At 36.1% G+C, this 17112-nt stretch carries 19 protein-coding genes; 8 read left to right on the top strand and 11 right to left on the bottom strand.

Annotation, left to right across the window (positions count from 1 at the left end; genetic code table 11):
- Positions 1-14 precede the first annotated feature (14 nt).
- Genes OLM61_RS02365 through OLM61_RS02335 form a run of 7 tightly spaced genes read left to right on the top strand, consistent with a single transcriptional unit; the run spans position 15 to position 3895 of the window.
- Positions 15-1373 (top strand): 2TM domain-containing protein, encoded by a 1359-nt coding sequence (locus OLM61_RS02365; protein ID WP_264524932.1) that lies wholly within the window; start codon positions 15-17, stop codon positions 1371-1373.
- 2 nt (positions 1374-1375) lie between these two features.
- Positions 1376-1690, top strand: a complete 315-nt coding sequence (locus tag OLM61_RS02360) for a 2TM domain-containing protein (protein ID WP_264524931.1) — start codon at positions 1376-1378, stop codon at positions 1688-1690.
- Positions 1680-2009, top strand: a complete 330-nt coding sequence (locus OLM61_RS02355; RefSeq protein ID WP_264524930.1) for a 2TM domain-containing protein — start codon at positions 1680-1682, stop codon at positions 2007-2009. The genes OLM61_RS02360 and OLM61_RS02355 overlap by 11 nt, the downstream gene beginning before the upstream one ends.
- Positions 2010-2011: 2 nt before the next feature.
- Positions 2012-2317 (top strand): 2TM domain-containing protein, encoded by a 306-nt coding sequence (locus tag OLM61_RS02350; protein WP_264524929.1) that lies wholly within the window; start codon positions 2012-2014, stop codon positions 2315-2317.
- Between the two features lie 15 nt (positions 2318-2332).
- Positions 2333-2704 (top strand): 2TM domain-containing protein, encoded by a 372-nt coding sequence (locus OLM61_RS02345; RefSeq protein WP_264524928.1) that lies wholly within the window; start codon positions 2333-2335, stop codon positions 2702-2704.
- Positions 2705-2721: 17 nt separating this feature from the next.
- Entirely contained in the window at positions 2722-3090 is a 369-nt protein-coding gene (locus OLM61_RS02340) for a 2TM domain-containing protein (protein WP_264524927.1), read from the top strand.
- Between the two features lie 37 nt (positions 3091-3127).
- Positions 3128-3895 (top strand): LytR/AlgR family response regulator transcription factor, encoded by a 768-nt coding sequence (locus OLM61_RS02335; RefSeq protein ID WP_264524926.1) that lies wholly within the window; start codon positions 3128-3130, stop codon positions 3893-3895.
- A 426-nt stretch (positions 3896-4321) separates the two neighbouring features.
- On the opposite strand, the gene OLM61_RS02330 is transcribed toward OLM61_RS02335, so the two are convergent.
- Both OLM61_RS02330 and OLM61_RS02325 read right to left on the bottom strand, forming a co-directional pair.
- Positions 4322-5347: a COX15/CtaA family protein gene (locus tag OLM61_RS02330; protein ID WP_264524925.1), complete on the bottom strand. Its 1026-nt coding sequence runs from the start codon at positions 5345-5347 to the stop codon at positions 4322-4324.
- A gap of 23 nt (positions 5348-5370) precedes the next feature.
- Positions 5371-6798 carry a CCA tRNA nucleotidyltransferase gene (locus OLM61_RS02325; RefSeq protein ID WP_264524924.1) on the bottom strand — a complete coding sequence of 476 codons (1428 nt, stop codon included), beginning with the start codon at positions 6796-6798 and terminating at the stop codon, positions 5371-5373.
- Positions 6799-7132: 334 nt separating this feature from the next.
- Here OLM61_RS02325 and yaaA point away from each other — a divergent pair, with 334 nt between their 5' ends.
- Positions 7133-7891 (top strand): peroxide stress protein YaaA, encoded by a 759-nt coding sequence (yaaA, locus tag OLM61_RS02320; protein WP_264524923.1) that lies wholly within the window; start codon positions 7133-7135, stop codon positions 7889-7891.
- Between the two features lie 202 nt (positions 7892-8093).
- On the opposite strand, the gene OLM61_RS02315 is transcribed toward yaaA, so the two are convergent.
- From OLM61_RS02315 to trpC, 9 genes are all read right to left on the bottom strand, one after another.
- Positions 8094-9683, bottom strand: coding sequence for an MDR family MFS transporter (locus OLM61_RS02315; protein WP_264524922.1), 1590 nt, complete (start codon positions 9681-9683; stop codon positions 8094-8096).
- A 3-nt stretch (positions 9684-9686) separates the two neighbouring features.
- Positions 9687-10766, bottom strand: a complete 1080-nt coding sequence (locus OLM61_RS02310; RefSeq protein WP_264524921.1) for an HlyD family secretion protein — start codon at positions 10764-10766, stop codon at positions 9687-9689.
- 12 nt (positions 10767-10778) lie between these two features.
- On the bottom strand, positions 10779-12107 hold the full coding sequence (locus OLM61_RS02305) for a TolC family protein (protein WP_264524920.1): 1329 nt from the start codon (positions 12105-12107) through the stop codon (positions 10779-10781).
- Positions 12097-12726 carry a TetR/AcrR family transcriptional regulator gene (locus OLM61_RS02300; RefSeq protein ID WP_264524919.1) on the bottom strand — a complete coding sequence of 210 codons (630 nt, stop codon included), beginning with the start codon at positions 12724-12726 and terminating at the stop codon, positions 12097-12099. Before OLM61_RS02300 ends, OLM61_RS02305 begins: the two co-directional genes overlap by 11 nt.
- Positions 12727-13202: 476 nt before the next feature.
- Positions 13203-13964 (bottom strand): tryptophan synthase subunit alpha, encoded by a 762-nt coding sequence (gene trpA / locus OLM61_RS02295; protein WP_264524918.1) that lies wholly within the window; start codon positions 13962-13964, stop codon positions 13203-13205.
- A 66-nt stretch (positions 13965-14030) separates the two neighbouring features.
- Positions 14031-14357, bottom strand: coding sequence for a gamma-glutamylcyclotransferase family protein (locus OLM61_RS02290; protein WP_264524917.1), 327 nt, complete (start codon positions 14355-14357; stop codon positions 14031-14033).
- Positions 14358-14361: 4 nt separating this feature from the next.
- Positions 14362-15543 carry a tryptophan synthase subunit beta gene (gene trpB, locus OLM61_RS02285; RefSeq protein ID WP_264524916.1) on the bottom strand — a complete coding sequence of 394 codons (1182 nt, stop codon included), beginning with the start codon at positions 15541-15543 and terminating at the stop codon, positions 14362-14364.
- The gene (locus OLM61_RS02280; RefSeq protein WP_264524915.1) at positions 15533-16195 is read right to left on the bottom strand and encodes a phosphoribosylanthranilate isomerase; all 663 of its coding nucleotides are present in this window, start codon (positions 16193-16195) and stop codon (positions 15533-15535) included. The genes trpB and OLM61_RS02280 overlap by 11 nt, the downstream gene beginning before the upstream one ends.
- A gap of 114 nt (positions 16196-16309) precedes the next feature.
- Positions 16310-17089: an indole-3-glycerol phosphate synthase TrpC gene (trpC, locus tag OLM61_RS02275; protein WP_264524914.1), complete on the bottom strand. Its 780-nt coding sequence runs from the start codon at positions 17087-17089 to the stop codon at positions 16310-16312.
- Positions 17090-17112 lie beyond the last annotated feature (23 nt).

Below are 17112 nucleotides of genomic sequence, written 5' to 3'. Positions count from 1 at the left end.
ACCAATAGTATAGAATGAAAGATCATAGAAACTCGTTTGCTGAATTAAAAAGTGGAACCATCATGTGTTTCAAGATTTCTATGGTCTTTACCGTTTTGTTCTGCGCTTTTTTAGGCACCGATTTAAACGTAAAAAATGTACTGTTTACTTTTGGAATAAGCTGCCTTTATTCTTTCGGACTGGGCTTTGGCAATGGATTTATCAACGTTCTTTTAGACAAAAAATGGGATTGGCTCGAACAAACGAACCTAAGAGTGTATTACGGAATTTTGATCACCGTACTCTATACCGTTCCTGTAGTTTTGGGAATCAATTATATAGTATGTGTATTTGTTCAGCATCTTCCGCCGGATCAGTTTTTTAGCGAAAGAATGATTTGGGCACATCTTTTCTACGTGATTTTGTCTTTAGGAGTATCCACTTTCATGCAGGCACGAAGTTTTATGGTAAAATGGAAACAGGCATCCAAATTTGAAGTAACCCAACAAAAGATTATTGCAGGAACGGCAAATGCTAAATTTGAAAGTTTAAAAAACCAGATCGATCCGCATTTTCTTTTTAATAGTTTAAATGTTCTTAGTTCTTTAATCGAAGAGAATCCGGATAATGCACAACGCTTTACGACTTCATTATCTAAAATTTATCGCTACGTTTTAGAGCAAAAGGATAAGGAATTGGTTTCTGTTGAAGACGAATTGTCGTTCGCTAAAACCTATATGAATTTGCTCAAAATGCGATTCGAAAATAGTTTGTTTTACGAATTACCGACTACAGACATTAATCCGGAGGCCAAAGTAGTTCCGCTATCGCTGCAGCTTTTATTAGAGAATACGGTAAAACACAATATCGTCAGCGAGCAAAAACCATTGCATATCAGGATTTTTATAGACGGAGATTATCTGGCCATACAAAACGATTTTCAGAAAAAAGAAGTTTTGCAGGACCGACAGGGTGTAGGATTGCAAAACATTGTTAACCGCTATTCAATTGTAACCAACAGAAAGGTTTTGATTGAGCAAAACGAGAAAAATTTCACCGTTAAAATTCCAATTTTAACCAAACAAATTACAGTTATGGAAACAAGTGCAGAATATAGTGACGAAAATAAAGCCTATTTCAGAGCTAAAAAGAGAGTAGAAGAGCTAAAAGGTTTTTACGGTAACGTAATTTCATATTGTTGTGTGGTACCATTTTTAATTTTCATAAATTTGAGGTACTCTCCTGGATTTCAATGGTTTTGGTTCTCGGCTTTAGGCTGGGGGTTCGGAGTGGTGATGCATGCTTTTAAAGTTTTTGGTTACAGCTCAGATTGGGAAGAACGAAAAATCAGAGAGATTTTAGAGCGCGAAAACAAGCAAAAAAACTGGAAATAGCTATGGAACCGGATTATACAGAAGCAGAACGTCTTTATCGGGCCCGAAAAAAAGTAAAAGAAATTAGAGAGTTTTACGAACATTTGACCGTTTTCATACTGGTAACCATCATTTTAATAACGATAAATCTCTTGACTTCGCCCGGTTACTTATGGTTTGTCTGGTGCGTACTGGGTTGGGGAATAGGTTTAGTGCTACACGGATTGTCAGTATTTAATATTCCGCCCTTTTTTGGAAAAGACTGGGAAGAAAAGAAAATCAAGGAAATTTTAGAAAAAGAAAGACTAAGAAAATCTGAAAATAATTATGGAAACTAATTTTAATAAAGAACAGGAAGATTTCGAATTTCAAAAGATGGCAAGTAAAAAAGTCGTGAAGTTAAAGGCTTTTTATACTCATATGTTTCTTTACATCGTTGGTGTTATACTTTATGTCTTAAAAGATTATGTCGGACTTCCTCTTAATATCTTTCCCGTAAAATATCTGAACGGATTGGTAATGTGTATTTGGACTACTGCTTTTCTGGTATCGGCAATAGATATATTCGCTTCTTTTAAAATTTTTGGGGAAGAATGGGAAGAGCGTAAGATGAAAAGTATTTTAGAGAAAAAAGAAAAAAAACAAAAATGGGAGTAATCATGGAAGTAAATTTGAATGAAGAGGATAAATATTATCTCGCCAAAAAGAGAGTTGAGGAAATCAAAGGTTTTTACGGTAATTTAACGGCATTTGTAGGTGTAAATCTTGTCCTGATTTTTGTCAATTTATATACATCACCGGGGTATTTATGGTTTTATTGGCCGCTAATGTGGTGGGGAGTTGGAGTCGTTTTTCACGGACTGAAAGTTTTTAAAGTATTTCCGGTTCTTGGAAAAGACTGGGAAGAACGAAAAATCAAAGAACTGATGGAGAAGGAAAGGGAGACTAAAAGTAAATGGAAATAATACAATCAAGGTAAAATGAGACGATATAGAAGAGACAGGTACAACGATTACAGAGATGAATTTAGTACAGACGAAAGCTATAATTTAGCATACCGAAAAGTGAAAAGGATTAAAGGCTTTTACTCACACTTAAAAGTTTATTTAATTGTTAATGTCATCATTGTGGTTTCTAATGTAAACAGAGACTACTTTGGGCATAGTGCTTATGAAAACGGATTATTGGATTGGCGAACCTATTCGACCGCAATATGTTGGGGAATAGCTTTAGTGATTCATGCATTGACAGTGTTTGGGCCTGACCTTTTTTTCAGCAGCGAATGGGAGCAGAAAAAGATCCAAAAATATATGGAAAGAGATGCCCAAAACAACAATACAAAATGGCAATAATTTTAAATTAAAATAAAATGGGACAATTTAGAAGACAGATGTACGAAGATTACGCACAAGAATTTAGTACAGACGAAAGTTTCAATTTGGCATATAAAAAAGTAAAAAGAATTAAAGGATTTTATTCGCATTTAAGAGTTTATATAATGGTGAACATTATCATCATTATTTCAAGTCTGAATAAACCTTATATGGTCGATCACTTTGTAATAAGAGGGTTTAGAGATTGGGAAATCTATTCGACTGCATTTTTCTGGGGAATTGCTTTAGCGATTCATGCCTTTTCGGTTTTCGGACCAGATCTCTTTTTCAATAAAGATTGGGAGCAAAAGAAAATTCGAAAATATATGGAGAAAGAGACTCAGAATAAAAATAAATGGAAGTAATTTTAGACTAAATTTTTAATTTTTGCATCTTAACTAAATGACCACATTAATTATAGAGGACGAAAAACCGGCAGCAAGATTGTTACAACGAAAACTCGAAAAGCTGGATATTGCTGTAGAGACCATGTTACACTCTGTCGAAGAATCAATTTATTGGTTTGCGAATAATGAGCATCCGGATTTAATATTTCTTGATATTCAGTTATCTGATGGTTTGTCGTTTGAAATTTTCGAAAAAATAAATATTCAAAGTGCGATCATTTTTACCACGGCCTATGACGAATATGCTTTGAAAGCATTCAAATTAAATAGCATCGATTATCTTTTAAAACCAATTGACGAAGATGATCTCGAAGTTGCTGTTGCAAAATTCAAAACCAGATTGCCGAAAACAAGCTCTGAAACTTCAAACCTGCAGCTTGATTTTGAACAAATTCGTCAAATGTTGTCAAACCCCTTTGAAAAGAATTATAAAAAACGATTTACAGTTAAAATCGGACAACATTTAAAAGTCATTACTACAGATGAAATCGAGTGTTTTTTTAGCGAAAACAAAGGAACCTACATTCATACTTTCGACAATAGAAATTATCTAATCGATTCGACTTTGGAAATTCTGGAACAGGAAATAGATAAAAAAGATTTCTTTCGCGTTAGCCGGAAATTTATCGTTCCGCTTACCGCTATTAAAGAAATTCAGGTGTATACCAATTCACGCCTGAAAGTAATTTTACCGACTTACAAAGAAGATGAGGTAATTGTGAGCCGCGAGAAAGTACAGGATTTTAAAAACTGGCTGGGGTAAAACTTTTAATAAATGTATCGTTCCTACGGAACTTTATTGTCGGTTGAATTTATTTTTCAATGGATTAAAATCCATTGTTACAATATTTATCATTCCTTCGGAATTTTATAATTTGTTTCAACAGCTTCAACGACTAAGATAGAGAGCCATCGGCTCGGCGCATTTTGTAGAAGCGGATTTTAATCCGCTAAAAATAGGTTTTCAATATGGCGAGTCGTGGGCTCGGATCATATTCTAAATTATAAATTGTTTGAGCGGTTTTAATGATCAAGACAGAGAGCCATCGGCTCGCCGCATTTTGTAGGAGCGGATTTTAATCCGCTTTAAAAAAAATAGGTTTTCAATATGGCGAGCCATAGGCTCGGGACATATTCTAAATAAAAAAGAGCTGGAATTTTCCAGCTCTTTTTAGTATAATTTAAACCATTATTTACTCAATCGGTGCAAAGTATAGGTCATCGCACTCAAAAGGAAAAAAGCCATAATTTGATGAATTAATCCGAGTGCTAAAGGAACACTGTATAAAAGCGTAAATACGCCCAGTAAAAATTGAATAAAAACAAAAACTACGAGAACTTTGATTCCGTTTGATTGATTTCTTGTCAATGAAAACTGAGTACCTTTGTAATATAAGAAAAGGATAAGAGCCACTACGACATAAGCAAAAGTTCGATGTACAAACTGAACACCGCTTTTTCCTTCAATTAAGTTTTTAACCAAAGTAGACTGTTCGATAAATACAGAGTCGTGTATAAATTGCCCGTCACTCATCAAAGGCCAGTGATTGTGTATTAAACCTGCATTAAGTCCGGCAACAAAACCACCATAAATGATTTGAATAAGTAAAGCTACCAAAGAGAATCTTGCGATATTGCGAAGTGGAATTACTTTATAAACATTGCGTTCCGGATAAATTAAATCTAAGGCCACCCACAAAGTGTAAGCAAAAGTAATAAAGGCAAAAGTAAGGTGTAATGAAAGTCGGAAATGGCTAACATCCGGATTGTCAATTAACCCGCTGCGTACCATAAACCATCCCAGAAAACCCTGGAAACCTCCCATTGCCAGAAGAACAATACATTTCTTTATAGTTGGACGATCCAGTTTTTTTCGAATCAAAAAATAAACAAAAGGAACAAAGAAAACCAGTCCGATAATACGGCCGATGAAACGGTGAAACCATTCCCAGAAATAGATGAATTTATAATCTGAAAGCTGAAAATCGTTGTGTATGTTGATTTTTTGATATTCAGGGAACTTCTTGTACTGCTCAAAAGCTTCATTCCATTTTGCTTCTGTCAATGGAGGAAAAGTATCCGTTACCAAATGCCAGTCGGTCATAGACAAACCTGAATTTGTCAAGCGGGTAATTCCGCCTACCACAACCATTAAAAACAATAAAACACAACCTGATAGCAACCAAATGATTACTGATTTATTTCCTTTTTTCATTTTATAAAATAATACTTAATTCCCTATATTTTTTTTAAGCCTAATTTTTCAGCTCTTTTAATAACAAAATCATAAGCAGCCTGATATTCATTCGGAATATCACCTTCGAGGATCGCTTCTTTAACAGCCTCTTTCAAAATCCCGATTTCTCGTGAAGGTTTCAGATCGAAGATTTCCATAATTTCTTCACCGGAAATTGGCGGTTGAAAGTTACGGACATGATCGCGTTCCTCGACTTCAACAATTTTTCTGCGAACGAGCTCGAAGTTTTTATGGTATTTCTTAAACTTTGACGGATTTTTGGTCGTAATATCTGCCTCACACAAAGTCATTAAATTTTCGACATCTTCACCGGCATCAAAAACCAAACGGCGCACTGCACTGTCGGTTACCACATCATCCGCCAGGACAATTGGACGTGAACTCATCACAACCATTTTTTGCACAAATTTCATTTTGTGATTCAAAGGCATGTGCAGACGTTCGAAAATCTTTTTGGTCATTTTCCCGCCTAAAAACTCATGTCCGTGAAAAGTCCAGCCTTGTTTTTTATTGAAACGTTTTGTTGGTGCTTTTCCGATATCGTGTAATAAAGCCGCCCAACGCAACCAGACATCGTCTGTATTTGGACAAATATTATCAACGACTTCTAGCGTGTGGTAAAAGTTATTTTTATGAGTATGACCTTCAATTTCTTCGACCTGATTCAATGCTGTTAACTCCGGTAAAATTAGATCTAAAAGTCCTGTTTTGTACAAAAGTAAAAAGCCGGTTGAGGGTTTAGGAGTTGATAGAATTTTGTTTAACTCGTCAACGATTCTTTCACCTGAGATAATTTTGATGCGATCGGCATTTTTTGTGATGGCGTTTAATGAATTTTCTTCGATTTCGAAATTCAACTGTGTTGCAAAACGAATCGCACGCAGCATGCGCAGCGGATCATCAGAATAAGTAATATCCGGATCCAAAGGCGTTTTGATGATTTTATTTTCTAAATCGGTTAAGCCATTAAAAGGATCAGAAAGATCTCCGAAGTTTTTTTCGCTCAGGGATAAGGCCAAAGCATTAATGGTAAAATCCCGACGGTTTTGATCGTCTTCCAGCGTTCCGTTTTCAACTAGCGGATTTCGACTGTCAGAGCTATAAGATTCTTTTCGGGCTCCAACAAATTCAATATCGGTATCTTCAAAACGAAGCATTGCCGTTCCGTAAGTTTTAAAAACCTGAACTTTTGGTTTATTTGGAAGTAAATCAGAAACCTTAAGTGCTAATTCGATGCCGCTACCTACAGCAACAACATCAATATCTTTCTTAGAGCCTCTGTTTAAAAGTAAATCCCGAACAAACCCTCCGATAACGTAACTATCGACGTTGAGTTCCTGAGATGCTTTCGAAATGATATCGAAGATTTTTGGTTGTAATGCAGTTTTATAATTTGTTTGTATAGCCACGAATTCACTAATTTTTAAATAAAAAAAACATTTTCAATTTCTAAGAAATGAAATGCAGGCAAATTTACAACATAGAAAATGTCTATTATAATCTAAGGCTCACTTTTTTGAATAAATTCACAGTTTGAGCGCTGGAATTTTGTTAAAAGAAAAAAGGTTGTCACGAATTGCACGAATTTCCATGAATTAGCTTGACTATAGAAAAAAGAAATTAGTGAAAATTCGTCTGATTCGTAGCGAAAAGAAACATTTATACTATAATCGAACAAATCAATTCGGATCTGTTATTTTTAGAATTTCAATTTGTATTTTTGAAGGATATAAAAATGCACACATGAAAATTGTTATATCGCCTGCGAAGTCATTAAATTTCGAAAAAGAATTACCTACAACTCAATATACAGAACCTGCTTTTTTAAAAGAAGCGCGTGTGGTTCATAAAATATTAAAGACTAAAAAACCTGCCGAATTATCTGAATTAATGTCTATTTCAGATAAATTATCTGATTTGAACTGGAAGAGAAATCAGGATTGGAAAACGCCATTTACACCCGAAAATGCCCGTCCGGCAGTCTATACTTTTGATGGAGATGTTTATACTGGTCTGGATGCTTATAGTATTCCGATAGAGAAACTGGAGGTGCTACAAAGTAAACTCCGAATCTTATCAGGACTTTACGGTGTTCTGAAACCCCTGGATTTAATGCAGGCTTACCGTTTAGAAATGGGAACAAAATTGCCTGTAGGGGAGTATAAAAACCTGCATGAATTCTGGAAACCAACGGTAACAAAAGCATTGAACAAAGAATTGACAAAAGGGGAACTGTTTGTGAATTTAGCCAGTAATGAATATTTTTCAGCAGTTGATGTAAAAGCGTTAAAAGTTCCTGTAGTTACACCAGACTTTAAAGATTATAAAGATGGAAAATTAAAAATAATCAGCTTCTTTGCCAAGAAGGCGAGGGGAATGATGGTTCGTTATATTATCGATACCAATGCCGAAACGATTGAGGATTTAAAAGGATTTAATTACGAAGGATATCAGTTTGATGCTAATCTTTCGAAAGGGAATCATCTGGTTTTTACGAGATAGGTTTTTTAAAGGTGCTGAGGGACTAAGATGCTGAGGTGCTAAGGTTTTTCCTTACAGTCAAATGAGTCGTAGACTCAGACTGTATTGTAGCCAGGGGTTTCAATCCCCGGGAATTTAGAGGGATAGCACAAATAATGACAAAAAATAAACGCCGAGTTACAGGAATGAACTCGGCGTTTTGCGTATTATAAATCAATTATTATTAATGCATTGCATCAGCAGGATTAATTTTGTTTTTCCCTTTTTTGATTAAAAGAATAATTGGGATACAGCATAAGAACATGATGCCGAGATACATGAAAATGTCCATGTATGCCATTACGGTACTTTGTTTCAGTACGGAATATTCCAAAGCCTGATAAGCTTTTTTCAGTGCCACATCGGCTGAATATCCTTTAGACATAAAGGCTCTCTGCATTCCCGCAATACGTTGTTGTACATCGTATTTTGCAGGATCTAAATTGGTCAGTAAGTTTACTCTGTGTTCCTGACTCAAACGGGTGATAAAAGTGGTGATGATGGCAATACCAAAAGAACCACCTAATTGTCGCATCATTCCGGTAAAAGCAGCTCCTTCACCAATATGTTTTCCTTTTAAGGTCGAAAGAGATAGGGTGGTGATAGGTACAAAAAGCAGTCCCAAACCAATTCCTCTTAAAATTAACGGCCAGTACATATGTTCAACACCAGTATCCGGAGTCATTCGGGTTTGCATCATAAAGGTAAAGAAAAAGAAAACAAGGAATCCTACTCCTACCATATATCCCTGAGGAACACCTCTCTGGATCATATTCCCCACAAAAGGCATCATGATTGCCGTGGTAATCGATCCCGGAATCAATAATAATCCGGCATCTGTTGCAGTCCATCCTAAAATAGATTGCGTGTAGATTGGGATAATTAAAGTCGATCCGTACAGACCGAAACCAAGAATAAAACACATTACGGTTCCAATTCTAAGATTTCCATCCTTTAAAACACTTAAATTTACGATTGGATGTTTATAAGTAAGCTCTCTCCAAACAAATAAAATTAATCCAAGAACCGTAACCACACTTAACGTTACAATAGTCGAATCGTTGAACCAATCGTCTTGTTGCCCATGCTCCAGAACGAATTGCAAAGATCCGATAAAGGCCGCAAGCAATATAATTCCCCACCAGTCTACCTGATTGGCTTTTAATTTTTCTCCGTATTTTGGACTTCTTACGAAAGTTAATGCTAAAATAGTAGCAATAATTCCCAATGGAATATTGATGTAAAAGATATAAGGCCAGGAGTAGTTGTCTACCAAATATCCTCCTAATGGCGGACCTAAGGTTGGACCTACAATTACACCCATTCCGTAAATCGCCTGAGCCATTCCACGTTTTGCTACAGGATAACTTTCGGTAATAATCGTTTGGGCAGTTACGAGTAAGGCTCCTCCACCCATACCCTGTACAAACCTAAAAGCTACCAGTTCCCATATATTACTGGCATTACCGCATAAGAAGGAGCAGACTGTAAATATTATGATCGAAGCCACAAAATAATTACGTCTTCCAAATTGTTGCGAAAGCCAGCTCGTCATCGGAATTACAATAACATTCGCGATTGCGTATGCTGTAATTACCCAAGCCACATCAGTTAAAGTAGCACCAAGGCTACCTCGCATGTCTGTTAGTGCTACGTTTACAATGGTCGTATCTACGATTTCAAGCAAGGCACAAAGTACCGCTGTAATCGTGATTATGACACGTCTGTATCCGTATTCTACTAAATCGTCATCTGCTTGTACTGCTGTTGCCATATTTTATTTTAAATGTACATCTACATCAACATTCATCCCTGGTCTTAGTAATTTTACTTTCTCCGGATCATTTGATTCATCCAAACTAATTTTCACAGGTAATCTCTGGATTGTTTTAACGAAGTTACCGGTTGCATTATCAGGTGGCAATAAAGAAAAACGAGATCCGGTTGCAGGAGAAAAAGAAGTTACCGTTCCTTTGAACTCATATTTTGGATAAGCGTCAACTTTTAAGCTTACTTTTTGTCCCACAACCATTTTATTTAATTGTGTTTCTTTAAAGTTAGCTACAACCCACGCTTCGTTGTTGTTGATGATATAAAATAAAGATTGTCCCGGCTGAACCAATTGCCCAGGCTGAATATCAACTTTAGAAACCTGACCGTCTATTGCAGCAGTTACAACCGTATAACTAAGGTTTAAATGAGCAACATCTAACATTGTTTTTGCTTTTTTGATGTTGGCAGCAGCCACTTCAGTTTGTTTGTCAGAAGCTTTAGACTTAGATTCAATTACCGATTTTTGGTAAGAACTTGCTCTTTGTTGTTGCTCTAAAACACGTACCTGATTTTCGGCTTCTTCTTTAGCAGTTAAGGCCTGCTCGTATTGTTGTTTTGTAATCGTATGCGTTTTGTACAAATTGTTGTAACGGTTGTAGTCGCTTGTAATTTGTCTCAATCTGATTTTGGCACTTTCAATAGAACCTGTTGCCGATCTCATATTTGCGTCTGACACTGAGATACTTGCATTTGCGCTTCCAATATCAGCTTTTGCAGCTTCGTATTGACCTTCGGCACCTAACAAAGCAGCATTTGCCTCGTCAATTTTTAATTGATAATCTCTTTTGTCAATCGTAAATAAAGTATCTCCTTTTTTTACAAAGTCGTTATCTTTTACATACACTTTGCTAATATAGCCCGATACTCTTGGGATAATCGGATTCATTTTTTTCTCAATCTGAGCATCATCCGTTTCTTCGTGAGCTAAAGAGTGCATGTACTTTGTTATTCCGTAAGTTCCACCCACTAAAATCAAAACGGTTAGTATAATGATGAATTTAGTATTTGTTTTTTTCTTTTCCATGAGAGCTGTCGATTATATTTTAGAAAGATTGAATGATTGTGATAATTGTCCTGATACTGAAAGTAATTCGTAATATTTTTGGATAATAGTAGCTTTCGATAAAGCAGTATTTATTTTAGCGCTTAAATGTTCTACGTCAGCTTCTACCAAATCATTAGTGTCTGACAGCCCATTATCAAATTTGTCTTTTACCAGTCTGTAGTTTTCCGTAGCTTGTTGAAGCGCTTCGTCATAAACCACACTCTGATTGATCGCTAAGTCATAATCTTCAATAGATTTCTGAACTTCGATTTTAATACGATCCGTCATAATTGCTTCAGAGTTTTTGGCTTCAAGTGCTTTACTTTCTGCTACTTTTACCGAAGCACTGTTTTTATAGATGCCTGATAAATCATAGGTTAAACCTACTCCAAAATTCATAGCATATTTTACCGTAATAAAGTCTTTCAAATCAAAAGCGGTATAACCACCCAATAAGGCAAGAGAAGGATAATAACCGGCTTTTGCTATTTTGATATTGGCCTCACTTGCTTTTTGTTGAAAACGAATCGCTTCTAAATCTTTTCTGTTCTCCAGTGCCAATGCATCTGATGTTGGTGCATTGTTGGTTTTTAAATTGAAGAAATCAGCTTCGTTAACCTGAAGTTTTACACTTGGCTCCAGTTTTAATAGCGTAGTCAGGTAGAAATTAATATTATTGATGTTGTTATTTGCTTCATCAATAGATAATTGCGTTTTTGAAACCAATAATTGCGCTTTCAATAAATCGTTTCTCGGGATAATTCCGTTTTTCTCTAATTCCGTAAAGTCAGTAACACGTTGTTTGGCCTGTTTTTGATTTTCGTTCAAAAGATCCAATGTTTTTTGAGCCTTGTATAAAGCGGTATAATAGGTAACCACACGTAAAGCTACATCTTCTTTTGTTTTTTCCGCATAAGCAGTTTCAGCTTCGTATAAATTATCGGAAGCCTTAATGCTGTTCTGAATTTTGAATCCTGAGAATATTGGTAAACTAAGATTAGCCATTCCTAACAATGCCTGATCCGGAGATGCCATTGGTCCTGAATTTGCCTGATCACCATTATTGTGCATGTCGATAGAAGCTTTTGTCAGTCGTTGGTACTGGCCAGAAATTTTCAGGTCAGGATATTGATGATTTTTAACCTCTTGGAGTTCGTATTTTTTCGAGTTTACCTTAGTTTTGGCAAGCGTAACTTCGTTGCTTTTTTCCCAAGCCATTTTCACGGCCTCGTCTAAGGTTAAACTTGTTTTTTCTTGTGCTTCTATTGACGAAATTCCGATGAAGAAAAGGCCAAAGAGCATTAATTGATTAATTTTCATAAACAAGTAGAGCTTTTATAGTTTGTTGAATGTGCTTTGTAAGACTGTTTTTGATGTAATCGTTGTACATCGCTTCTGTTTTTAAATTTAATAGTTCCTCAAAAAAAGGCCTATTCATATGAAAGTGAAAAAAGGTTCCAATAATAGTGGGAGTAATAAGCGGAATAATTACATCTTTTCTAAATACTCCTTTAGACTGACCTTGTGTAATAATACTTTCAACAGATTTTAAGTTTCCTTTTTTAAGTTCTGTAAAGGCAATCATGCTTTTTTCTCTTTTTTTAGAGTTGAGTTCAAAGTGTAAAACTCTGAAAATCCCTTTGTTACAACTTATTCTGGTGATGTAAATTTCGATTAATTTATTGACTTTATCGAGAGGTTCGATATTTTCCTGTAATAAATTTTCGAGTTGTAGTTTTAAATCGGCAGTTTTGTAAATAATGAGAGCTTCCAGCAGTCTTTCTTTAGAGCCAAAATAATACGAAACCATTGCAATGTTGATTTTTGCGTGTTTGGAGATGTCTCGTATTGAAGTACCTTCAAATCCTTTTTCAGAGAATAGCTTTTCAGCGACTTCCAGAATCTGAATTTTTTTGTCGTTTAATTCGAAGTTTAACATGGTATTGTTTCTAATCGGGTACAAAATTAAACAACCGTTTAATTTAAACAGTTGTTTAATTTTATTTTAACAAAATATTAACATAAAGCAACGAGGGCGTTTTATGTTAAATTATGCTATTTGTAAGGTAGTATTAAGGCATAAAAAAAGCTGAACCAATTAGTTCAGCTTAAGAATGTTGACAAGCTTGTCATTCCGACGAAGGAGGAATCCACAAGTAGCTTCGCGATTCAAGTTCCAATCTTTGTCGATCTTGCAACGAAGATTCCTCCTTCGTCGGAATGACAAATCAAGTATTACCTTATGTATCGGTATGCTCACTTTTCTTTTAAATTTAACAATTCCATTTCTGAATTGTTTAGTTTTAATATCTTGAAATTGTATAGTTTGTAGTCTTTAAATTCTACAGTAATTATATCATTTTTTAGAGGATACTTGGAAACTTCTTTTTAAATTAGATATTTTCGTTTGATCACTTATCTGATCTCTCCAATAAATTCTTCAATTTTTCCAGAGCCGTTTTCACTTAAATGTTTAATAAAAGCACTTCCAATAATAGCTCCTTTTGCAAACTTAGTAGCCTGATCGAATGTTTCTTTATTTGAAATTCCAAAGCCTACAATTTGTGGGTTTTTAAGATTCATTTGGGCAATTCTTTCGAAATAGCTTTCCTGAATATTTCCAAAACCTGCCTGAGAACCTGTCACACTTGCGGAACTTACCATATAAATAAAGCCGTTTGAAACGCTGTCGATAAAACGAATGCGTTCGTCTGAAGTTTGTGGGGTAATCAAGAAGATATTGATTAAGCCGTATTTTTCGAAAATCGCTTTGTATTGTTCTGCGTACACATCTACCGGTAAATCCGGAATAATTAATCCGTCGATACCAATTTCGGCACATTTTTTACAAAACTCTTCGATACCGTATTGTAACATCGGATTGAAATATCCCATGATAATCAACGGAATTTTTACGCTTTCGCGAATATCTTTCAGCTGGTCAAAAAGAATTTTAGTGGTCATTCCATTGTGAAGCGCCTGCGTAGAACTCGCCTGAATGGTTGGACCATCGGCCAAAGGATCGCTAAAAGGTAAACCAATTTCGATTAAATCGACACCATTTTTCTCTAAATCCTGAATGATCTGAACGGTATCATTTAAGTTAGGATATCCGGCTGAGAAATAAATAGAAAGTATCTTTTTATCTTCTTGTAATTTTTGAGTTATTCTGTTCATTTTTAATATATTTTATTAAACCTGACAGGTTTCAAAAACCTGTCAGTTTTGTTTTGTTTGCGATTATTAGTTTTCGATATAAACCCAGGCAACTACTCCGGAGTTTAGGGTTACCTGAATTCTTTTGTAAGCATTGGATTCGAATAAATCTACTTTAGCCAAATCAGAACCTGAAATATCGAAAACAACTCCGTGTATAGGATCTGAAGGAGCTTCGGTTGGTACCACGACAACATAATCTGCCATTCCAAATTCTTCCTCTATTCGCAGACTTTTCAGCCTGTGACCCAGCAGTTGATCCGGAGTGCCGACTAACAATTTCTTAAAGAGTCGCATCTGAATTTCTTTCGACCGTAATGTTCCGTAAGAGAATAACTTTTCCATAGTTGCCATTGTATTACAATTTAAAATACTCGATATAATTGTCTAAATCCTTATCTCCACGACCAGAAAGACTGATCACCACGATGTCGGTTGGTTTGAATTTCTTCTGATCTAAAACAGCAAAGGCATGTGCGCTTTCGATTGCCGGAATAATTCCTTCTAATTTGGTAAGCTGCAACCCCGCATTCATAGCATCATCATCAGTAACAGAGAAAAACTCTCCACGACCGCTTTGTGCCAAATGCGCATGCATCGGACCAACTCCCGGATAATCAAGTCCCGCGGAAATGGAATAGGGTTCGGTAATTTGTCCGTCAGGAGTTTGCATCAAAAGGGTTTTACAACCGTGAATAATACCTACTTTTCCTAATTTACTGGTTGCCGCACTGTGCCCACTGTCAACCCCTTTTCCGGCTGCTTCTACCGCAATGATTCCAACTTCGGGTTCGTGTAGAAAGTGATAGTAGGTTCCAGCCGCATTACTTCCGCCACCAATACAGGCTACGACATAATCTGGGTTTTTACGTCCTTCTTTCTCTTTCAGCTGCCATTTGATTTCTTCTGAAATAACACTTTGAAAACGGGTTACCATATCAGGATAAGGATGTGGCCCAATTGCCGAACCTATAATATAATGTGTATCTACCGGATTGTTGATCCAGTCACGAATCGCTTCATTGGTAGCATCCTTTAATGTTTTGGAGCCTGAAAGTGCCGGACGAACTTCGGCGCCTAACATTTTCATACGTGCTACGTTTGGTGCCTGACGTGCGATGTCAATCTCACCCATATACACGATACATTCCAATCCCATTAAAGCACAAACTGTAGCGGTTGCCACACCATGCTGACCTGCACCCGTTTCGGCAATAATTCTTTTTTTGCCCAGACGTTTTGCAACCAAAATCTGTCCGATCGTATTGTTGACTTTATGTGCTCCGGTATGGTTTAAATCTTCTCTTTTCAGATAGACCTTTGTATTGTATTTTTCTGATATTCGTTTGGCAAAATAAAGCGGACTTGGACGGCCTACATAATCTTTTAATAATTGGTCAAATTCGGCCTTAAAATCAGGTTCGCTTGTTATTTTTAAGTAATTCTGACGTAATTCTTCTACATTCGGATACAGCATTTCGGGAATATAAGCCCCTCCAAATTCTCCGTAATATCCTTTTTCGTTCACATTATAGTTCATTGTATAATTGTTTAGGGTTTAAAGTAGCAGGTTTTAGGTTTTTCTGAAACTTTCTTAATAGACTTATATTTTTCAATCCCGGCGCTGTCTCAAATTTACTGTTTACATCTACAGCATAAATAGGAATTTTGAGATTTTTTATGGCAGGTACTTCTTCAATTCCAATGCCACCACTTAAGAAAATAGGTTTCTCCGATTTATAATTTTCTAATATTTTCCAGTCAAATGTGGTTCCGTTTCCTCCGGGTAGTTTTCCTTTGGTATCAAACAGAAAATAATCACATACGTTTTCAAAAGGAGTTAAAACTTCAAAATCAAAATTGTCATCGATAGAGAATGTTTTTATGATTTCGATGGTAACATCAATTTTGGCATCAATTTTAGCTTTTAACTCCTGACAAAATTCAACAGATTCTTTTCCGTGTAACTGAACGGCCTGTAAATGATATTTGTCTGCTTTTGATATAATACCATCAACGGTTTCATCCACAAAAACCCCCGTCTTTTTTATGGTATGAATCAATTCCGGAATTGTTCCGTCAAAATAGCGAGCGGATTTTTCCCAGAAAATAAATCCCATATAGTCGGGCAGGAGTGCTCCTGTCTCGAGTACATTGTCGGGATATTTCATACCGCAGATTTTTAGTTTCATGTTTTTATGCTTTAAGCAATAGGCAGTAAGCTATACGCTTTTGCTGCATGCCGTATTATTTTTTATCGATTTGTTAGAGTTTAAGTAATAAGCTTTAGGCTTATAGCCTATAGCTTACAGCTGTTGAATAAATTCAGTTGCTGCCTGCCCGGCATTCGCTGTTTTCATGAAGTTTTCACCTATCAGAAAACCATTGTAACCGTAAGGTCTTAGTTCTGAAATGGCTTCAACAGTTGAAATTCCGCTTTCTGAAACCTTTACAAAATCATCCGGAATCTGTGATGCCAGCTGTTTGCTGAAATCCAGACTTACTTCGAAGGTTTTCAGGTTTCTGTTGTTCACCCCAAGCATATCCAGGCTTGGCATGATCGATTTCTCTAATTCTTCCTGATTGTGTACTTCCAGTAAAACTTCTAAACCTAACTGTTTTGCAAATTCCGATAAGGATTTGATCTCTTCCCGGGTTAAAACCGCTGCAATAAGAAGGATTAAATCTGCTCCATACGCTTTGGCTTCTAAAATCTGATATTCATCAACGATAAATTCTTTTCGCAAAAGCGGAATATTTACGCTGGCTCTTGCTAAAAGTAAATCGTCTAAAGAACCTCCGAAATACTTCCCGTCGGTTAAAACTGAAATCCCGCATGCGCCGGCATTTTCGTATCCTTTAACCACTTCTTCAACGGTAAAACTCTGATTGATTACAGCTTTTGAAGGAGAGCGGCGTTTGTGTTCGGCAATAATTCCTGTCGAACTTGTTCTTAGTTTTTGACTTAAAGAAATCGTTTCTCTTCCAAAAAATACGGAAGCCTCCAATTGCGAAACCGGAATGATGGATTTCTTCAGAACGACTTCTCGTTTTTTATCTACAATTATTTTATCTAGAATGTTCATTGTTGTATTTGTTTCAGGTTTCA

The sequence above is a fragment of the Flavobacterium sp. N502536 genome, from assembly GCF_025947345.1.
Classification (GTDB): Bacteria; Bacteroidota; Bacteroidia; order Flavobacteriales; family Flavobacteriaceae; genus Flavobacterium.
This window is presented reverse-complemented; position numbering and strand designations above follow the sequence as displayed.